Origin of the sequence: Streptomyces sp. NPDC086554 (assembly GCF_040686095.1) — a bacterium.
GTDB lineage: Bacteria > Actinomycetota > Actinomycetes > Streptomycetales > Streptomycetaceae > Streptomyces.
Map to the genome: position 1 here is coordinate 24,251 of NZ_JBFBJK010000014.1, position 14,633 is coordinate 38,883.

Here is a 14,633-nt window from a genome sequence, read left to right on the forward strand (position 1 = left end):
CGCTCGCGACCCTGGAGGCGTGGACATCAGAACCGCCATCGCCGCCGAACGCCGAGACCTCGCCGACCTGCTCGACGACCTGCCGTCACCGCGCTGGGACGCGCCGACCCTGTGCGCGGGGTGGCGGGTGCGGGAGGTCGCGGCGCACATGTCGCTGGGTTTCCGGTACTCGCTCCCCAGGACCCTGGCCGAGCTCGTCAAGGCGCGCGGCAGCCTGCACCAGATGACCGACCGCTGCGCCCGCAAGGACGCCGCCGCCTTCTCCACCCGGCAGCTCGCCGCGTTCCTCAGGGACAACGCGGAGCACCCCTGGCAGCCGCCCACCGCCGGGATCGAGGGGGCTCTGGGGCACGACGTGGTCCACGGCCTCGACATCTCGGTCGCCCTGGGGCTCGACCGCAGGGTGCCCCTGGACCGCGTACGCATCCTTCTTAAGAAGGTCACGCCCAAGAGCACCAAGTTCTTCGGGGCGGACGTCGGAGGGGTCGAACTGCGCGCCGACGACCTCGACTGGAGCTACGGCAGCGGCACTCCGCTGACCGGCGCCGCGCAGGACCTTCTGCTGGTCCTGTACGGCAGGAAGCTCCCCCCGGGCCATCTCCGGGGAGAGCTCGAGTCCCGCTTCGCCACCGAGCAGGCCTAGTCGGCGTCCTTGGTGAGCCGTGTGATGCCGGCGACCCGGTAGGCGGCCGCCTCCTCCAGGGTCTCGTTCGCGAGCAGTGCCTCGGCCAGGGCGTCCAATTGGTCGCGGTGGTCCCGGAGTTGGCGGCACGCGCTCTCGTAGCACTCGTCGACGATGCGGCGCATCTCGTGGTCGATCACGTCGAGGGTGCCCGGGGCCGCCGCGAGTCCGTAGGGCTGCTGGCTGTCGTTCGGCAGGGCCGAAAGACGCCCCACGCGCTCGCTCATGCCCCAGCGGGCGACCATGCCGCGGGCGATGTTGGTGACCTGTTCGAGGTCGCTCTCGGCGCCCGTCGTGATGACACCGAAGACGACGTACTCGGCCGCCATGCCGCCCAGCGCACCCACGATGCGGCCGCGCAGATACTTCTCCGTGTACGCGTACTTGTCGGCGTCCGGGGTCGACAGGGTGACGCCGAGGGCGCGTCCCCGGGGCACGATCGTGATCTTCCGTACCGGGTCGGCGCCCGGCTGCAGCATGCCGAGGAGCGCGTGGCCGCTCTCGTGGAACGCCGTGCGCCGCCGCTCCTCGTCGGGCATGACCAGCGGCCGCTCGGCGCCCAGCTGCACCTTCTCCAAGGCCTCGGAGAGGTCGGCATTGGTGACCTTCTTCTGCTTGCGCTTGACGGCGAGCAGGGCGGCTTCGTTGGCGAGGTTGGCGAGCTCCGCACCGGTCATCCCCGGTGTCGTACGGGCGACTTGAGCGAGGTCGGCGTCGTCCGCCAGCGGGATGTCACGGGTGTGGATCTTGAGGATGGCCTCGCGGCCGCCGCGGTCGGGCGGGCTGACCGTGACGACCCGGTCGAAGCGGCCCGGCCGGGTCAGGGCGGGGTCGAGGATGTCGGCACGGTTGGTGGCCGCGAGGACGATCACGCCCTCGGAGCCCGAGAAACCATCCATCTCGGTGAGGATCTGGTTCAGCGTCTGCTCGCGCTCGTCGTGACCGCCCATGCCGCTGCCGCCGCCGCGCGCCCGCCCGATGGTGTCGATCTCGTCGATGAAGATGATGGACGGCGCTACCTTCCGGGCCTCGGCGAAGAGTTCGCGTACGCGCGATGCGCCGACGCCCACGATCATCTCGATGAACTCCGAGGCGGACGCCGAGAAGAAGGGCACCCCTGCCTCACCGGCCACGGCCCGCGCGAGGAGCGTCTTGCCCGTGCCCGGAAGACCCGCGAGCAGCACGCCGCGCGGCATCTTCGCGCCCATGGTGCGATAGGCCTCGGGGTTCTTCAGGAAGTCGACGACATCGCTGAGCTCGCCCTCGACCTCGTCGATGCCCGCCACGTCGTCGAAGGTGGTGCGCTTCTCGCCGGCCTCGAGCTCCACAGGCTTCGGCGGCGCCTTCCGCCCGAGCATGCCGCCCGCGCCGCCCATGCCCGAGCGCATGCGCCGCGCGATGAAGATCCACAGGACGACGAGCAGCAGCATCGGTGCGAGCGAGATGAGCAGGTTCGAAAGGAAGCTGCGCTCCTGGACGACGGGCTCGGCGGTGACGGTGACGTCGTGCTCGGTCAGCTCGTCCCAGAGCTTGTCGTCGGCGAAGGCGGGCCGCTGGGTGGTGAATTTGGTGTACTTCCCCTTCTCGTCGCCCGGCTTCTCCTGCTCCTTCTTGAGCTGACCCTGGATCGCATCGCCCTTGGCGTAGATCTTTGTGACGTTCCCGGAGTCGACCTGCTTGCTGAACTCCGTGTACGAGATCGTCGGCTCGTCGCCCTCGTTGAAGAAGGAGAGGACGAGGTTGGCGATGAGATAGACGATGAGCGCGGTGAGGATGAGCCCGCCCCACCCGCCCGGCATCTTCTTCTTGGGCGGCGGCTTGGGCTCGGGCGGGGGCGCGCCCTCGGAGCGCCAAGGCTTGTCGGGCGCCCGGCGCGGCGGCACAGGGTTGCTCATATCCGGACGTTACGACACAAACAGGGGCCGGGCACCCGCTCCGAAAACGCCTGAGGCGCCCCTCTCCGAAGAGGGGCGCCTCAGGCGGCGTACGACATACGAGGCGTCAGCCCATGAACTTCTTGAACTCGTCCGGAAGCTCGAAGTCCTTGCCCTGCTGTCCCGCGGGGAGACCGAAGGCGCCGCCCTCCTGAGCCGCCTGCTCGCGGCGGGCCGCGTCCTCCAGCTCCTGCTGCTTGCGCTTCATCGGGTTGCCGGAGCGCTGCTTGCCCTTGGCCTGCTTCTGCTTCTTCTTCTGCTTGCCGGCGCCGCCACCCATGCCCGGCATCCCTGGCATGCCCGGCATTCCGCCGCCCTGGGCCATCCGCGACATCATCTTGCGCGCCTCGAAGAACCGCTCGACCAGGTTCTTGACGGCGCTGACCTCGACGCCGGAACCCTTGGCGATACGGGCCCGACGCGAGCCGTTGATGATCGTCGCGTCCTGCCGCTCGGCGGGCGTCATGGACTTGATGATCGCGGCGGTCCGGTCGACGTCCCGCTCATCCAGATTGTTGATCTGGTCCTTGATCTGCCCCATGCCGGGCATCATGCCGAGCAGCTTGCTGATGCTGCCCATCTTCCTGACCTGCTCCATCTGGGCCAGGAAGTCGTCGAGCGTGAAGTCCTTGCCCTTGCTGCTCGCCAGCTTGGAGGCCATCTTCTCGGCCTCTTGCTGCGAGAAGGTCTGCTCGGCCTTCTCGATGAGCGTGAGCATGTCGCCCATGCCGAGGATGCGGGACGCCATGCGGTCCGGGTGGAACGCGTCGAAGTCGTCCAGCTTCTCGCCGTTCGAGGCGAACATGATCTGGCGACCCGTGACCTGCGCGATCGACAGCGCGGCACCACCACGGGCGTCACCGTCGAGCTTCGAGAGCACGACACCGTCGAAGCCGACGCCGTCGCGGAAGGCCTCCGCCGTGTTGACGGCGTCCTGGCCGATCATCGCGTCGACGACGAAGAGGACCTCGTCGGGGCTGACGGCGTCGCGGATGTCCGCGGCCTGCTCCATCAGCTCCTGGTCGATGCCGAGGCGTCCCGCGGTGTCGACGATGACCACGTCGAACTGCTTGGACCTGGCGAACTCCACGGAGTCCTTGGCGACCTGCACCGGGTCGCCCACGCCGTTGCCCGGCTGAGGCGCGTAGACGCCGACGCCGGCGCGCTCGGCGACCACGGAGAGCTGGTTCACGGCGTTCGGGCGCTGGAGGTCACACGCCACGAGCAGCGGCGCGTGGCCCTGGCTCTTCAGCCAGAGGCCGAGCTTTCCGGCGAGGGTGGTCTTACCGGCACCCTGCAGACCCGCGAGCATGATCACCGTGGGCGGGTTCTTGGCGAACCGCAGGCGTCGCGTCTCGCCACCCAGGATGCCAATGAGCTCCTCATTGACGATCTTGATGACCTGCTGGGCGGGGTTGAGCGCCTGGGAGACCTCGGTTCCGGCGGCGCGCTCCTTGACCTGCTTGATGAAGGCACGGACGACGGGCAGCGCGACATCCGCCTCGAGCAGGGCGATGCGGATCTCGCGGGCCGTGGCGTCGATGTCCGCCTCGGACAGGCGGCCCTTGCCCCGGAGGTTCTTGAATGTCGCTGCGAGGCGGTCGGAGAGAGTATCGAACACGGCGGTCGCGAATCCTCGGGTCGAAGGGGACAGGTCGCCCTCCAGGGTATCTGCTGGGCGCCGGGCGCTGCTGCGTGCATGCAGGTCTACGCTTTTGCCCCTATTCCGGGCGCCGGGAGGGTACGCGCATGCCCGCGGCGGGGGCTTTGCGCCGGACGGCGGCCGCGGGCCGTGACTCCCGGACGAACAGGCCTTTCCCGCCCACCCGCCCGATTACCCCGCAGCGGGGGGCCGTCGCCGGGGCAAGTGGAAGGGGGCCGCCGCATGAGGTGGCCCCGGCGCCCCCTACCCCCGCAACGCCTCCTCCACCGCTCGGGCCACCCCCGCCGCCCGCTCCCCCGTCAGCGGCGCCCGCGTCCGCTCCCCCTCGCCGCCGGTGACGTAGAACGCGTCCACCGCGTTCGCGCCCAGGGTGGAAACGTGGGCGCTGCGGACCACGACCCCCGCCGATTCCAGGGCGCGGCCGATGCGGTGCAGGAGGCCCGGGGCGTCCTGGGCCCGTACCTCGATGACCGTGGCAAGACGGGAGGCCGCCGGGGCCACCGTCACCCGGGGCGGCGGGGCCACCGTCCCCCGGCGGCGCGGGTACGCCGCGTCCCGCTCCGCGAGGCGGCCCGCGATGTCGAGGGAACCGTCGAGCGCCCGCACCAGATCCGCCCGCAGTCGCGCGGCCTGCGGCAGGGATCCGTACTCCGTCGCCACCCGCCAGTTCAGGAGGAGGACGGAGTCGTCGCCGGTGGGCAGCCCCACCTCCCGGAACTCCGCCGTGCGCACCGCGAGCCGGTGCATCGCTAGGACGCCCGCGACCGCCGAGAGCACCCCGGCCTGTTCCGGCACCGCGATGACCAGCTCCACGCCCAGGGGTTCAGGGTCCTCCGTAGGACCCGCCTCCCCCGCGGCCCCTTCCGTCTGCGCCCGCAGCGCGAGCACCGGCCCACCCGTACGGAACGCCTCCACCGCAAGCCGCTCCTGCTCGGCCGTGGGCGCCGCGTCCTCGGCCGACGACCCCGCGGGCTCGTCCCCCGAAAGGACCCCCGCGACCCGCTTCACCAGGTCCGCGACGAGCGACCCCCGCCACGCCGACCAGGCTGCGGGCCCCGTGGCCAGCGCGTCCGCCTCGGTCAGCGCGTGCAGCAGCTCCAGCGTCCCCGCCGACCCCACCGCATCGGCCACCGAACGCACGGTCGCCGGATCATCGAGGTCACGCCGCGTGGCCGTCTCGACAAGCAGCAGGTGATGCCGCACCAGCGTCGCGAGCACCGCCACATCCGCCCGGTCGAACCCGATCCGGGCGGCGACATCCCGGGCGATGATCTCCCCGGCCACCGAGTGGTCCCCCGGCCACCCCTTGCCGATGTCGTGCAGAAGCCCCGCGACAAGGAGCAGGTCGGGCCGCCCCACCCGCCGCGTCAGATCGGCGGCCCGCACGGCGGTCTCCACCAGATGCCGGTCGACGGTCCAGGTGTGCACGGCGTTCCGCTGAGGCCTGCACCGCACCCGCTCCCAGTCCGGAAGCAGCCGCGTGATCAGCCCTTCGGCCTCCAGCGCCTCCCATACCTCGACGGTCGGCCGCCCCGCGCCGAGGAGCGTCACCAGCTGCTCCCGCGCCTCGGCGGGCCACGGCGTGGGCAGCGGCCGCACCGCGGCGGCCATCCGGCGCACCGCGTGCAGCGACAACGGCAGCCCGGCCTGGGCCGCGGCCGCCGCCGCCCGCAGCGGAAGCACCGGGTCGCGCTCGGGCCGGGCCGCCCGCGCGAGGACCACTTCCCCGTCCTGCTCGACGACCCCCTCGGCCAGCGGCGACCGCTCGGCCACCGCCGCCCCCTTGCCGCCCCCGAGCATGGCCCGCAGCCGGGGCCGCACGGACCGGGACCGCAGCACCCTGCCCACCTCGCGCCACGTCACGTCACTGGCGTACGAAACGGTGCGCGCGGCCTCGTACACCTGCCGCAGCAAGGTGTCGGCGTCCAACAGGCCCAATTCCGCGGCGACTTGGTCCTGTTCCTGCAGGGCGAGCCGGTCCGTGGCCCGCCCCGTGGTCAGATGCAGCGCGTCCCGCACGTCGAGCAACCGCCGCCGCGCATCGGCAAGACCTTCCCGAGGTGCGTCCGCAAGCCACGACGCGGCGACGGCCCGCAGCGCGGTCGCGTCGCGCAGGCCACCCCTGGCCTCCTTCAGGTCCGGCTCCAGGAGATAGCTCAACTCCCCCTGCCGCTCGGCCCGTTCCTCGCACAGCTCGCGCAGCTCCGGCAGCCGCTTGGGCGCGAGGTTGCGCCAGTCGGCGAGCACGGCCGTGCGAAGGCCGGCCGTCAGACCCAGGTCACCCGCGATGTGCCGCGCGTCGAGCAGCCCCAGCTGCACCTTCAGATCCTCGCCTGCGGTCTTGCGCGCCTCCACCGGCGTACGCACGGAGTGATCGAGCGCGAGCCCGAGGTCCCAGACGGGGTACCAGATGCGGTCCGCGAGGGACGCCACCTCGCCGGCGTCCGCGCTGCCGTCGTGCAGGAGCAGCAGATCGAGATCGCTGCGCGGCGAGAGCTCGCCACGGCCGTAGCCCCCCACGGCGACCAGGGACGTCCCCTTCGGCGCGCCCGCGGCCGTGAAGAGCCCGGTCAGCCAGTCGTCGGTGAGGTCGGCGAGGGCCGAACGGCGCGGCGGCCCGGACTGCGCCTCTCCTTGGAGGAGGCGCAGCCGGGCCGCCGCGTAGCCGCTGGGGCCGGAGTCTTCCGAATCCGATTCGGTTCGTACGTCCACACTCGTCACCCAGCAGCTCCTGTCAGTCCCGCTCAGTTCCGCTCAGTCGGCCGGTTTGCGTCACAGCGCGTCGGGTCCGCGCTCGCCGGTCCGCACCCGGACGGCCGTCTCGACCGGGATGCTCCAGACCTTGCCGTCCCCGATCTTGCCGGTTCGGGCGGCCTTCACCACGACATCCACGAGCTGTTCGGCGTCGTCGTCCTCCACGAGGACCTCGATCCGGATCTTCGGTACGAGATCGACGGTGTACTCCGCGCCGCGGTAGACCTCGGTGTGACCGCGCTGGCGGCCGTAACCGCTGGCCTCGGTGACGGTCAGACCCTGGACTCCGAAGGCCTGGAGGGCTTCCTTGATCTCGTCGAGCCGGTGCGGCTTGACGACCGCGGTGATGAGCTTCATGCGTCCACCCTCTTGTTCTTGTCGGTCGCAGCCTTCGCGGCCTCCTGGACCGGGGCCTGCGCAGCTGCGCTGCGGGTGGCGGTGCCGCCGCCCGCGCCGCTGAAGTCGTACGCGGTCTCGGCGTGCTGCACCTGGTCGATGCCGGAGACTTCCTCGTCCTCGCTGACCCGCATCCCGATGGTCTTGTCGACCAGGAAGGCGAGGATCGCGGAGGCGATCAGGGAGTACGCGAGGACGGCGCCGACACCCGCGGCCTGCTTGCCCAGTTGTTCGAGGCCGCCGCCGTAGAAGAGGCCCTTGGCGTCGGACTGGACGCCGCCGGTGGCGAAGAAGCCGACCAGGAGCGAGCCCGCGATACCACCGACGAGGTGGACACCGACGACGTCGAGGGAGTCGTCGTAGCCGAACTTGAACTTCAGGCCGACGGCCATGGCGCAGAGCAGACCGGCGATGGCGCCGATGGCGATCGCGCCGAGCGGCGAGCAGGAGCCGCCGGACGGGGTGATGGCGACGAGACCGGCGACGGCACCCGATGCCGCGCCCAGCGTAGTGAACGCGCCGTGCCGGATCTTCTCGTAGGCGAGCCAGGCCAGCATGGCCGCGGCGGTGGCGACCTGCGTGTTCAGGAACATCATCGCGCCGACGCCGTCGTCGTTGCCCAGCCACGATCCGGCGTTGAAGCCGAACCACCCGAACCACAGCAGACCGGCGCCGAGCATGACGAGCGGCAGGCTGTGCGGCCGCATCGGGTCCTTCTTGAAGCCGACGCGCTTGCCGATGACGAGGATCACGCCGAGCGCAGCGGCACCGGCGTTGATGTGCACGGCCGTACCGCCGGCGAAGTCGATGACGCCGAGCTCGAAGGCCCAGCCGCCGGTGCCCCACACCCAGTGCGCGACCGGGAAGTAGACGACGGTGGCCCACAGCGCGACGAACAGCGCCCAGGCGGTGAACTTCACGCGGTCCGCGAGCGCACCGCTGATCAGCGCGGGCGTGATGATCGCGAACATCAGCTGGAAGACCGCGAAGACGAACACGGGGATGGTGTAGCCGTCCCACAGCTCGTTGAGCCCTATGCCGCTCAGTCCGACGTAGTCGGACGACCAGCCGAAGAGGCTGCCGTGGTCGGTGCCGAACGCGATGGAGAAGCCGTACAGCACCCAGAGGATGGTGACGATCCCCAGGCTGATGAAGCTCATCATCAGCATGTTCAGGGTGCTCTTGACGCGGACCATGCCTCCGTAGAAGAAGGCGAGTCCTGGTGTCATGAGCATCACCAGGGCGGAACAGATGAGCATGAACCCGGTGTTGGCGGCAGACAGCTCGTCTGCGGCGATCGTGATGCCTGGGGGCATCGGCGTCTCCTCGTCGTCGTATGCGGCCCGTGCGGGAGGGCGGTACGGGGTGGGCCGTTATGCGCCACGAGATTGGCGCAGCGCCGTTTCGTGGGGCGCCCCTCGATGTTTCGCACCGGTGACGAAGAGGTCGTGCGTGTTACGCGTCCATGAACTGCCGGGTGGCGCGGGGCGCGGACTCATACCCTGCGACAACACACAGAACCGGCCGCGACGGCCATCCGATTGACCTGGCGTGGGGGAGCCGAGTCGGGCTGTTCGGGATGGTCCTGCCGCGGCCGGAGCCTTGCGGGCGCCGTCAGACCGCCTCCGCGGTTTCCGGCATGTCCACGGCGAGCCGCTCGGTCAGGCGGACGACCTCGGCGACGTCCCCGAAGTCCCGCACGGCGGTGTCCACAGTCTTGCGAAGGCGGGTGTTGACCCGCTCGGAGCGGACCTTCTTGGCGATGTCCAGGGCCTGCCCCGCAAGCTCCGTGCTCTGCTCGGGCTCGCGCTGGAGCAGGTGGACCGTGGCCATGCCGATCAGGTTCAGGGCGTACGAACGCTGGTGCTCGGCGTCCTTGCCGAAGAGGTCGACGGCACGCTCCATGACGGGCTCGGCGAGCGAGGCGTAGGTGGGGCTGCGGCCCGCGACATAGGCCAGGTCACGGAACGAGTGGGCGTTCTCGCCGTTCAGCTCGGCCTCGGAGAAGAAGCGGATCCAGTCCGCCTCGGGCTCGTCGAACTCCTCGGCGTCGGCGAAGGTGTCCTCGGCCATCCGCACGGCCCGCTTGCACTTGCCGGGCTGGCCCATGCTGGCGTAGGCGCGGGCCTCCATCGCATACAGCATGGCCTGGGTGCGCGGGCTCGCGCAGTCGCGGCTGCCGTACTGCGCGAGGTGGATGAGTTCGAGCGCGTCGTCGGGCCTGCCGAGGTGGATCATCTGGCGGCTCATGCTGGAGAGGATGTACGAACCGAGGGGCTTCTCGCCCGCTTCCTTGGCGGCGTGCAGCGCCAGGACGAAGTACTTCTGGGCGGTGGGCTGAAGCCCCACGTCGTAGCTCATCCACCCGGCGAGTTCGGCCAGCTCGCCGGCGACCTTGAAGAGCCGCTTGGCGGTGGCATCGGGCTGAGGCTCCTGCAACAGGTCCGTCACCTCGTGCAGTTGGCCGACGACGGCCTTGCGCCGGAGCCCTCCCCCGCACTGGGCGTCCCACTGGCGGAACATCACCGTCGTGGACTCAAGCAGATCGAGCTCCGGTTTCGAGAGACGCCCCGGCCTGCGCGTCGGCGCGGCCGGCTCGGGGTCGCCGGACGGCGCGGTCGGCCCGGGGACCAGCCAGCGCTGCATGGGCTCGATGAGGGCGGGGCCCGCGGAGAGCGCGAGCGAGGTGCCGAGGAAGCCGCGCCGGGCCAGCATCAGGTCGCTGCGCGAGAACTCACTGATCAGCGCGACGGTCTGGGGTCCTGTCCAGGGCAGGTCGACGCCGGACACGGAGGGCGACTGGTGCGCGGCCCGCAGACCGAGGTCCTCGACCGCCACCACACAGCCGAACCGCTCGGAGAACAGCTCGGAGAGGATGCGGGGAATGGGCTCGCGGGGATTCTCGCCGTCCAGCCAGCGGCGTACGCGTGAGGTGTCGGTGGAGATGTGATGCGCGCCCAACTGCCGCGCCCTGCGGTTCACTTGGCGCGCGAGCTCGCCCTTCGACCAGCCGCTGCGCACGAACCAGGAGTTGAGCAGTTCGTTTGGGCGCTTCTCAGCGTTCGCACCACTTCCGCCATTGCCGGCCACTGGAACGCCCCCATTCCTCAAGACACTTGCACGGTCCACGCCAAGCCCTACCAGAATGCCGCGCGATGCGGCCCTCCGTCCGGAGAACGTCACCCATCGAACAGGAAACCGACTTGCCTCCGGCATACCCACGAGTGCATGAGCCTCAGGGCTTGTGTACTGAAAGTAATCCTACGATCACCCCTCCGGCGAGGGCGATCGCGGAAACGCCACCATTCGCCACCCCTTCGAATGAACTCCCCGCCCGCTACAAGCGATTGACTTGACAGTGGACGACCGACAGTGGGCGGAACGGAGCACTTAGGGGCGCGAATGACAGAGCGCACCACCCCTTGACCATCGGGTGCCACCCGAAAACAGAGGGTCACGATCCGATTCCGTCACGTAACCGCGCTGCGCTCGACCCGTTGGAGGGGGCATGGGCTTCACGATCGGCGGCATCCGGGGGACCAGAGAACCCCGCACCGGTTCACGGCGGCGCGGCCGCGCGTCGGACTGCACCGCGGTGGCCGAGTACACCGGACTCTGGGGATGGGCGGCGGTCCCCGGAGCGCGCGCACTGGACGGCCGCTGCTCCTGCGGCGCGGCCGACTGCCCGTCGCCCGGCGCCCACCCCCTGGACTTCGCGCCCGAGGTCCCCGCCGGGGCGCGGCTCGACGAAGTCACGGAAGCCTGGGCACAGTTCCCCGGCGCCGCCGTGCTGCTGCCTGTGGGGCGCGCCTTCGACGTGATCGAGGTGGCCGAGACCGCGGGCCGCCGGGCCCTGGTCCGCCTGGAGCGCATGGGCCTCCCGCTCGGCCCGGTGTCGGCGACCCCGGACGGCCGCGCGCACTTCTTCGTGGCCCCCGGCGCCGCCGCCGAACTCCCCCAGCTGCTCTACCGCATGGGCTGGGACGACACCGACATCGACCTGCACGGCCGGGGCCCCGGCAGCCACATCACGGCCCCGCCGTCCGACCACGCGGGCCTCGGCCCGGTCCGCTGGCTGCGCGCGCCGGACCTGGACTCGGCAACGCATCCGCCGCAGGCACGGCTGGTCCTCGGGACCTTGGCGTACGTGGCCCATCGCTCGCCGGCGTAGTCACCGCCCGCACACGGAAGTGCCCCACCCCGGCTGCACCCTGGGGTGGGGCATTTCTTCACGGGCGGTTCGCAGGCGCCCCGTAAGGGGCGCGGGGAACTGCGCGACCAGCCCCCACTCACCCGCAGGCAGTAGACCGCCCAACCAGCGGAGCGCCTACTCGCCGATCAACGCATCCACAAAAGCCTCAGGCTCAAACGGCGCCAGATCGTCCGCACCCTCACCAAGCCCCACCAACTTCACCGGCACCCCAAGCTCCCGCTGAACGGCAACAACGATTCCGCCCTTGGCGGTGCCATCCAGCTTCGTCAGGACGATGCCGGTGATGTCGACGACCTCGGCGAAGACCCGCGCCTGCACCAGGCCGTTCTGCCCGGTCGTGGCGTCCAGGACGAGCAGGACCTCGTCCAGCGGCGCGTGCTTCTCGACGACGCGCTTGACCTTGCCGAGCTCGTCCATCAGGCCGGTCTTGGTGTGCAGCCGGCCCGCGGTGTCGATGAGGACGACATCGGCGCCCTCCGCGATGCCCTCCTTGACCGCGTCGAAGGCGATCGACGCGGGGTCGCCGCCCTCGGGACCGCGCACGGTGCGGGCGCCGACGCGCTCGCCCCAGGTCTGCAGCTGGTCGGCGGCGGCCGCGCGGAAGGTGTCCGCCGCGCCGAGGACGACCGAGCGGCCGTCGGCGACGAGGACGCGGGCGAGCTTGCCGGTCGTGGTGGTCTTGCCGGTGCCGTTCACGCCGACGACCATCACGATGCCCGGTGTCTCCAGGCCCGACTCGGTCTTCACGGCGCGGTCGAAGTCGGTGCCTTCACCCGTTCCGAGCAGTGCGATGAGTTCCTCGCGCAGCAGAGCGCGGAGCTCGTCCGGGGTGCGGGTGCCGAGCACGCGGACGCGCTCGCGGAGCCGCTCGACCAGTTCCTGGGTGGGGGCGACGCCGACGTCGGCGGTGAGGAGCGTGTCCTCGATCTCCTCCCAGGTCTCCTCGTCCAGGTTGTCGCGGGAGAGGAGCGTGAGCAGCCCCTTGCCGAGCGCGTTCTGCGAGCGGGAGAGCCTGGTGCGCAGGCGGACCAGGCGACCTGCGGTGGGCTCCGGGGTCTCGATCTCCGGGGCGGCCTCGGGGGCCTCCTCGGTGATCACCGGCGCCTCGGCTCCGGCGCCCGGGAGTTCCACCTCCTCGATCGTGCGGCGCGGTTCGTCGCGCGGCGGCTCGGCCTCGTCGCCAACCTGCGGTTCGGCGGGAGGGGCGGTGATGGTGGGCGTGGTCGACGGGGCCTGCGGCGGCAGCTGCTTCTTCTTGCGGCTGCCGATCACGAGCCCGCCGAGCGCGCCGATCACGACCACGGCGATGACTACAGCAAGGATGACGATTTCCATAACTCACCCAGTATCAGCCATGGGGGCAACAGGGGCCCAGGCTGTAGCTTCCTCCAAAGAACATAAGCTCATAGAGGGCACTACTCGGACTAAAGTACGATGGAGCTCTCCGTATCAACGCGCGTAGAGTCCTTGCGATCACCCCCACGGACGGCTCGCAGCGTTGCGATCCGAGCGAGAGGCACGGAACCACCCCCATGAGCACCACCGCCGAAAACGAAGGCGCCCTGGAGACACGCGGCCTCGAGCCCGTCCCCGACTCCGAGCGCACGGGCCGCACCCGCGAGCTGTTCCCCACCTGGGTCGCGGCCAACATCAGCGTCCTGCTGCTCACCATGGGCGCGGGCCTCATCGTGACCAATGGCCTCAACTTCTGGCAGGCCCTGGTCGTCGCCCTCGTGTCCCCCGTTCTCAGCTACGGCATGGTCGGGCTGATCTCCATCGCGGGCAAGCGCGGCGGCTCCCCGGGCATGACGCTCTCGCGCGCGGTCTTCGGCCAGCGCGGCAACCTCTTCCCGGGCTCCCTGATCTGGATCGCCCGCTGGGGCTGGGAGACGATCAACGCGGTCACGGGCGCGTACGCGATCATCGTCGTCCTGGACATCTGCTTCGGCGTGAAGTCCAGCACCTGGCTGACGGTCGTCACGCTGATCGCTTTCGTCGCCGGTACGTTCGTCATCAGTGGCCTCGGCCGCAAGGTGCTGCACATCTGCAACACCTGGGCGACGTACCTCTTCGGCGCGTTCAGCGTCCTCGTACTGATCTACCTCATCGCCAACACCCCGTGGTCGGACGTCTTCTCCGAGTCGGCGGGCTCCACCGCTGCGATGGTCGCGGGCGTCGGCGTGATCGCCGCCGGTGGCATCAGCTGGGTCCCCACCGGACCGGACTTCACCCGCTACCTGCCGCGCACGGCCTCCAACAAGGCACTCGTCGGCAACGCGATCGGTGGCGCCGGCATCGTCGTCGTACCGATGGTCCTGATGGGCGCCGTCATGGCGGTCAGCACACCGTCCCTGTCGTCGGCCGCCGACCCGGTCTCCTTCCTCGGCGAGCTGCTCCCGACGTGGATCGCGGTGCCGTACCTGGTGATGGCCCTGATCGGCATGCTGCTCATCAACTCGATGTCGATGTACTCCGCGGGCTTCACCGCCATGACCCTCGGCATCAAGGTCCCGCGCACCTGGGCCGTGAGCATCAACGCCATCATCAGCCTGATCTTCGGCTACCTGCTGATGAACGTGGCCAGCAGCTTCATGGGCTCGTTCATCTCCTTCCTCACGCTGCTCGCGGTCGCGTTCTCCGCCTGGATCGGCGTCTTCGGCATCGACATGCTGCGCCGCACGACGTACGACGGCGAGGCGCTGATGGACACCAAGCGCACCAGCGCCTACTGGTACAAGGCCGGCTTCGCCTGGCAGGCCATGACCGCGTGGGCGATCGCCCTGGTGATGGGCCTGCTCTTCACGAAGGTCGACTGGTTCAGCGGCCCGCTCGCCACCTCCTGGGTCGGCCGCAACGGCCTGGGCTGGCTGGCCACGATCATCATCGCGGCCGTCCTGTACGCGGTCCTTCCGCGCACCCCGGCCGTCGAGACCTCCGGCGGCAAGGGCGACGACACCGAGCTGGTCACCGCCTGATCCGGAGCAACTCCCG

Annotated in this window: 10 protein-coding genes; 3 read left to right on the plus strand and 7 right to left on the minus strand. The window is 70.4% G+C overall.

Annotated elements, in window-relative coordinates; all coding sequences use genetic code 11:
• Window positions 1-19 precede the first annotated feature (19 nt).
• A complete protein-coding gene (locus AB0O76_RS23430; RefSeq protein WP_365494532.1) occupies window positions 20-643 on the plus strand; it encodes a maleylpyruvate isomerase family mycothiol-dependent enzyme in 624 nt (207 codons plus the stop codon).
• On the opposite strand, the gene ftsH is transcribed toward AB0O76_RS23430, so the two are convergent.
• From ftsH to AB0O76_RS23460, 6 genes are all read right to left on the minus strand, one after another.
• Window positions 640-2,577, minus strand: coding sequence for an ATP-dependent zinc metalloprotease FtsH (gene ftsH / locus AB0O76_RS23435; protein ID WP_365494535.1), 1,938 nt, complete (start codon window positions 2,575-2,577; stop codon window positions 640-642). The two genes, AB0O76_RS23430 and ftsH, sit on opposite strands and share 4 nt — an antisense overlap.
• A 106-nt stretch (window positions 2,578-2,683) precedes the next feature.
• Entirely contained in the window at window positions 2,684-4,237 is a 1,554-nt protein-coding gene (gene ffh, locus AB0O76_RS23440) for a signal recognition particle protein (protein WP_365494538.1), read from the minus strand.
• 285 nt (window positions 4,238-4,522) lie between these two features.
• A complete protein-coding gene (locus AB0O76_RS23445) occupies window positions 4,523-7,000 on the minus strand; it encodes a [protein-PII] uridylyltransferase (RefSeq protein WP_365494541.1) in 2,478 nt (825 codons plus the stop codon).
• Window positions 7,001-7,051: 51 nt separating this feature from the next.
• Window positions 7,052-7,390: a P-II family nitrogen regulator gene (locus AB0O76_RS23450; RefSeq protein WP_135333252.1), complete on the minus strand. Its 339-nt coding sequence runs from the start codon at window positions 7,388-7,390 to the stop codon at window positions 7,052-7,054.
• Window positions 7,387-8,745 (minus strand): ammonium transporter, encoded by a 1,359-nt coding sequence (locus AB0O76_RS23455; RefSeq protein WP_365494546.1) that lies wholly within the window; start codon window positions 8,743-8,745, stop codon window positions 7,387-7,389. Before AB0O76_RS23455 ends, AB0O76_RS23450 begins: the two co-directional genes overlap by 4 nt.
• Before the next feature lie 298 nt (window positions 8,746-9,043).
• On the minus strand, window positions 9,044-10,519 hold the full coding sequence (locus AB0O76_RS23460; protein WP_365494548.1) for a hypothetical protein: 1,476 nt from the start codon (window positions 10,517-10,519) through the stop codon (window positions 9,044-9,046).
• A 418-nt stretch (window positions 10,520-10,937) separates the two neighbouring features.
• On the opposite strand from AB0O76_RS23460, the gene AB0O76_RS23465 reads away from it, so the two are divergent.
• On the plus strand, window positions 10,938-11,600 hold the full coding sequence (locus AB0O76_RS23465) for a bifunctional DNA primase/polymerase (protein WP_365494551.1): 663 nt from the start codon (window positions 10,938-10,940) through the stop codon (window positions 11,598-11,600).
• 156 nt (window positions 11,601-11,756) lie between these two features.
• Here the strand turns inward: AB0O76_RS23465 and ftsY are convergent, their stop codons facing one another.
• Window positions 11,757-12,977: a signal recognition particle-docking protein FtsY gene (gene ftsY, locus AB0O76_RS23470; protein ID WP_365494554.1), complete on the minus strand. Its 1,221-nt coding sequence runs from the start codon at window positions 12,975-12,977 to the stop codon at window positions 11,757-11,759.
• A gap of 197 nt (window positions 12,978-13,174) precedes the next feature.
• Between ftsY and AB0O76_RS23475 the strand changes: the two genes are divergently transcribed.
• On the plus strand, window positions 13,175-14,617 hold the full coding sequence (locus AB0O76_RS23475; protein ID WP_365494557.1) for a cytosine permease: 1,443 nt from the start codon (window positions 13,175-13,177) through the stop codon (window positions 14,615-14,617).
• The last annotated feature ends 16 nt before the right edge of the window (window positions 14,618-14,633 follow it).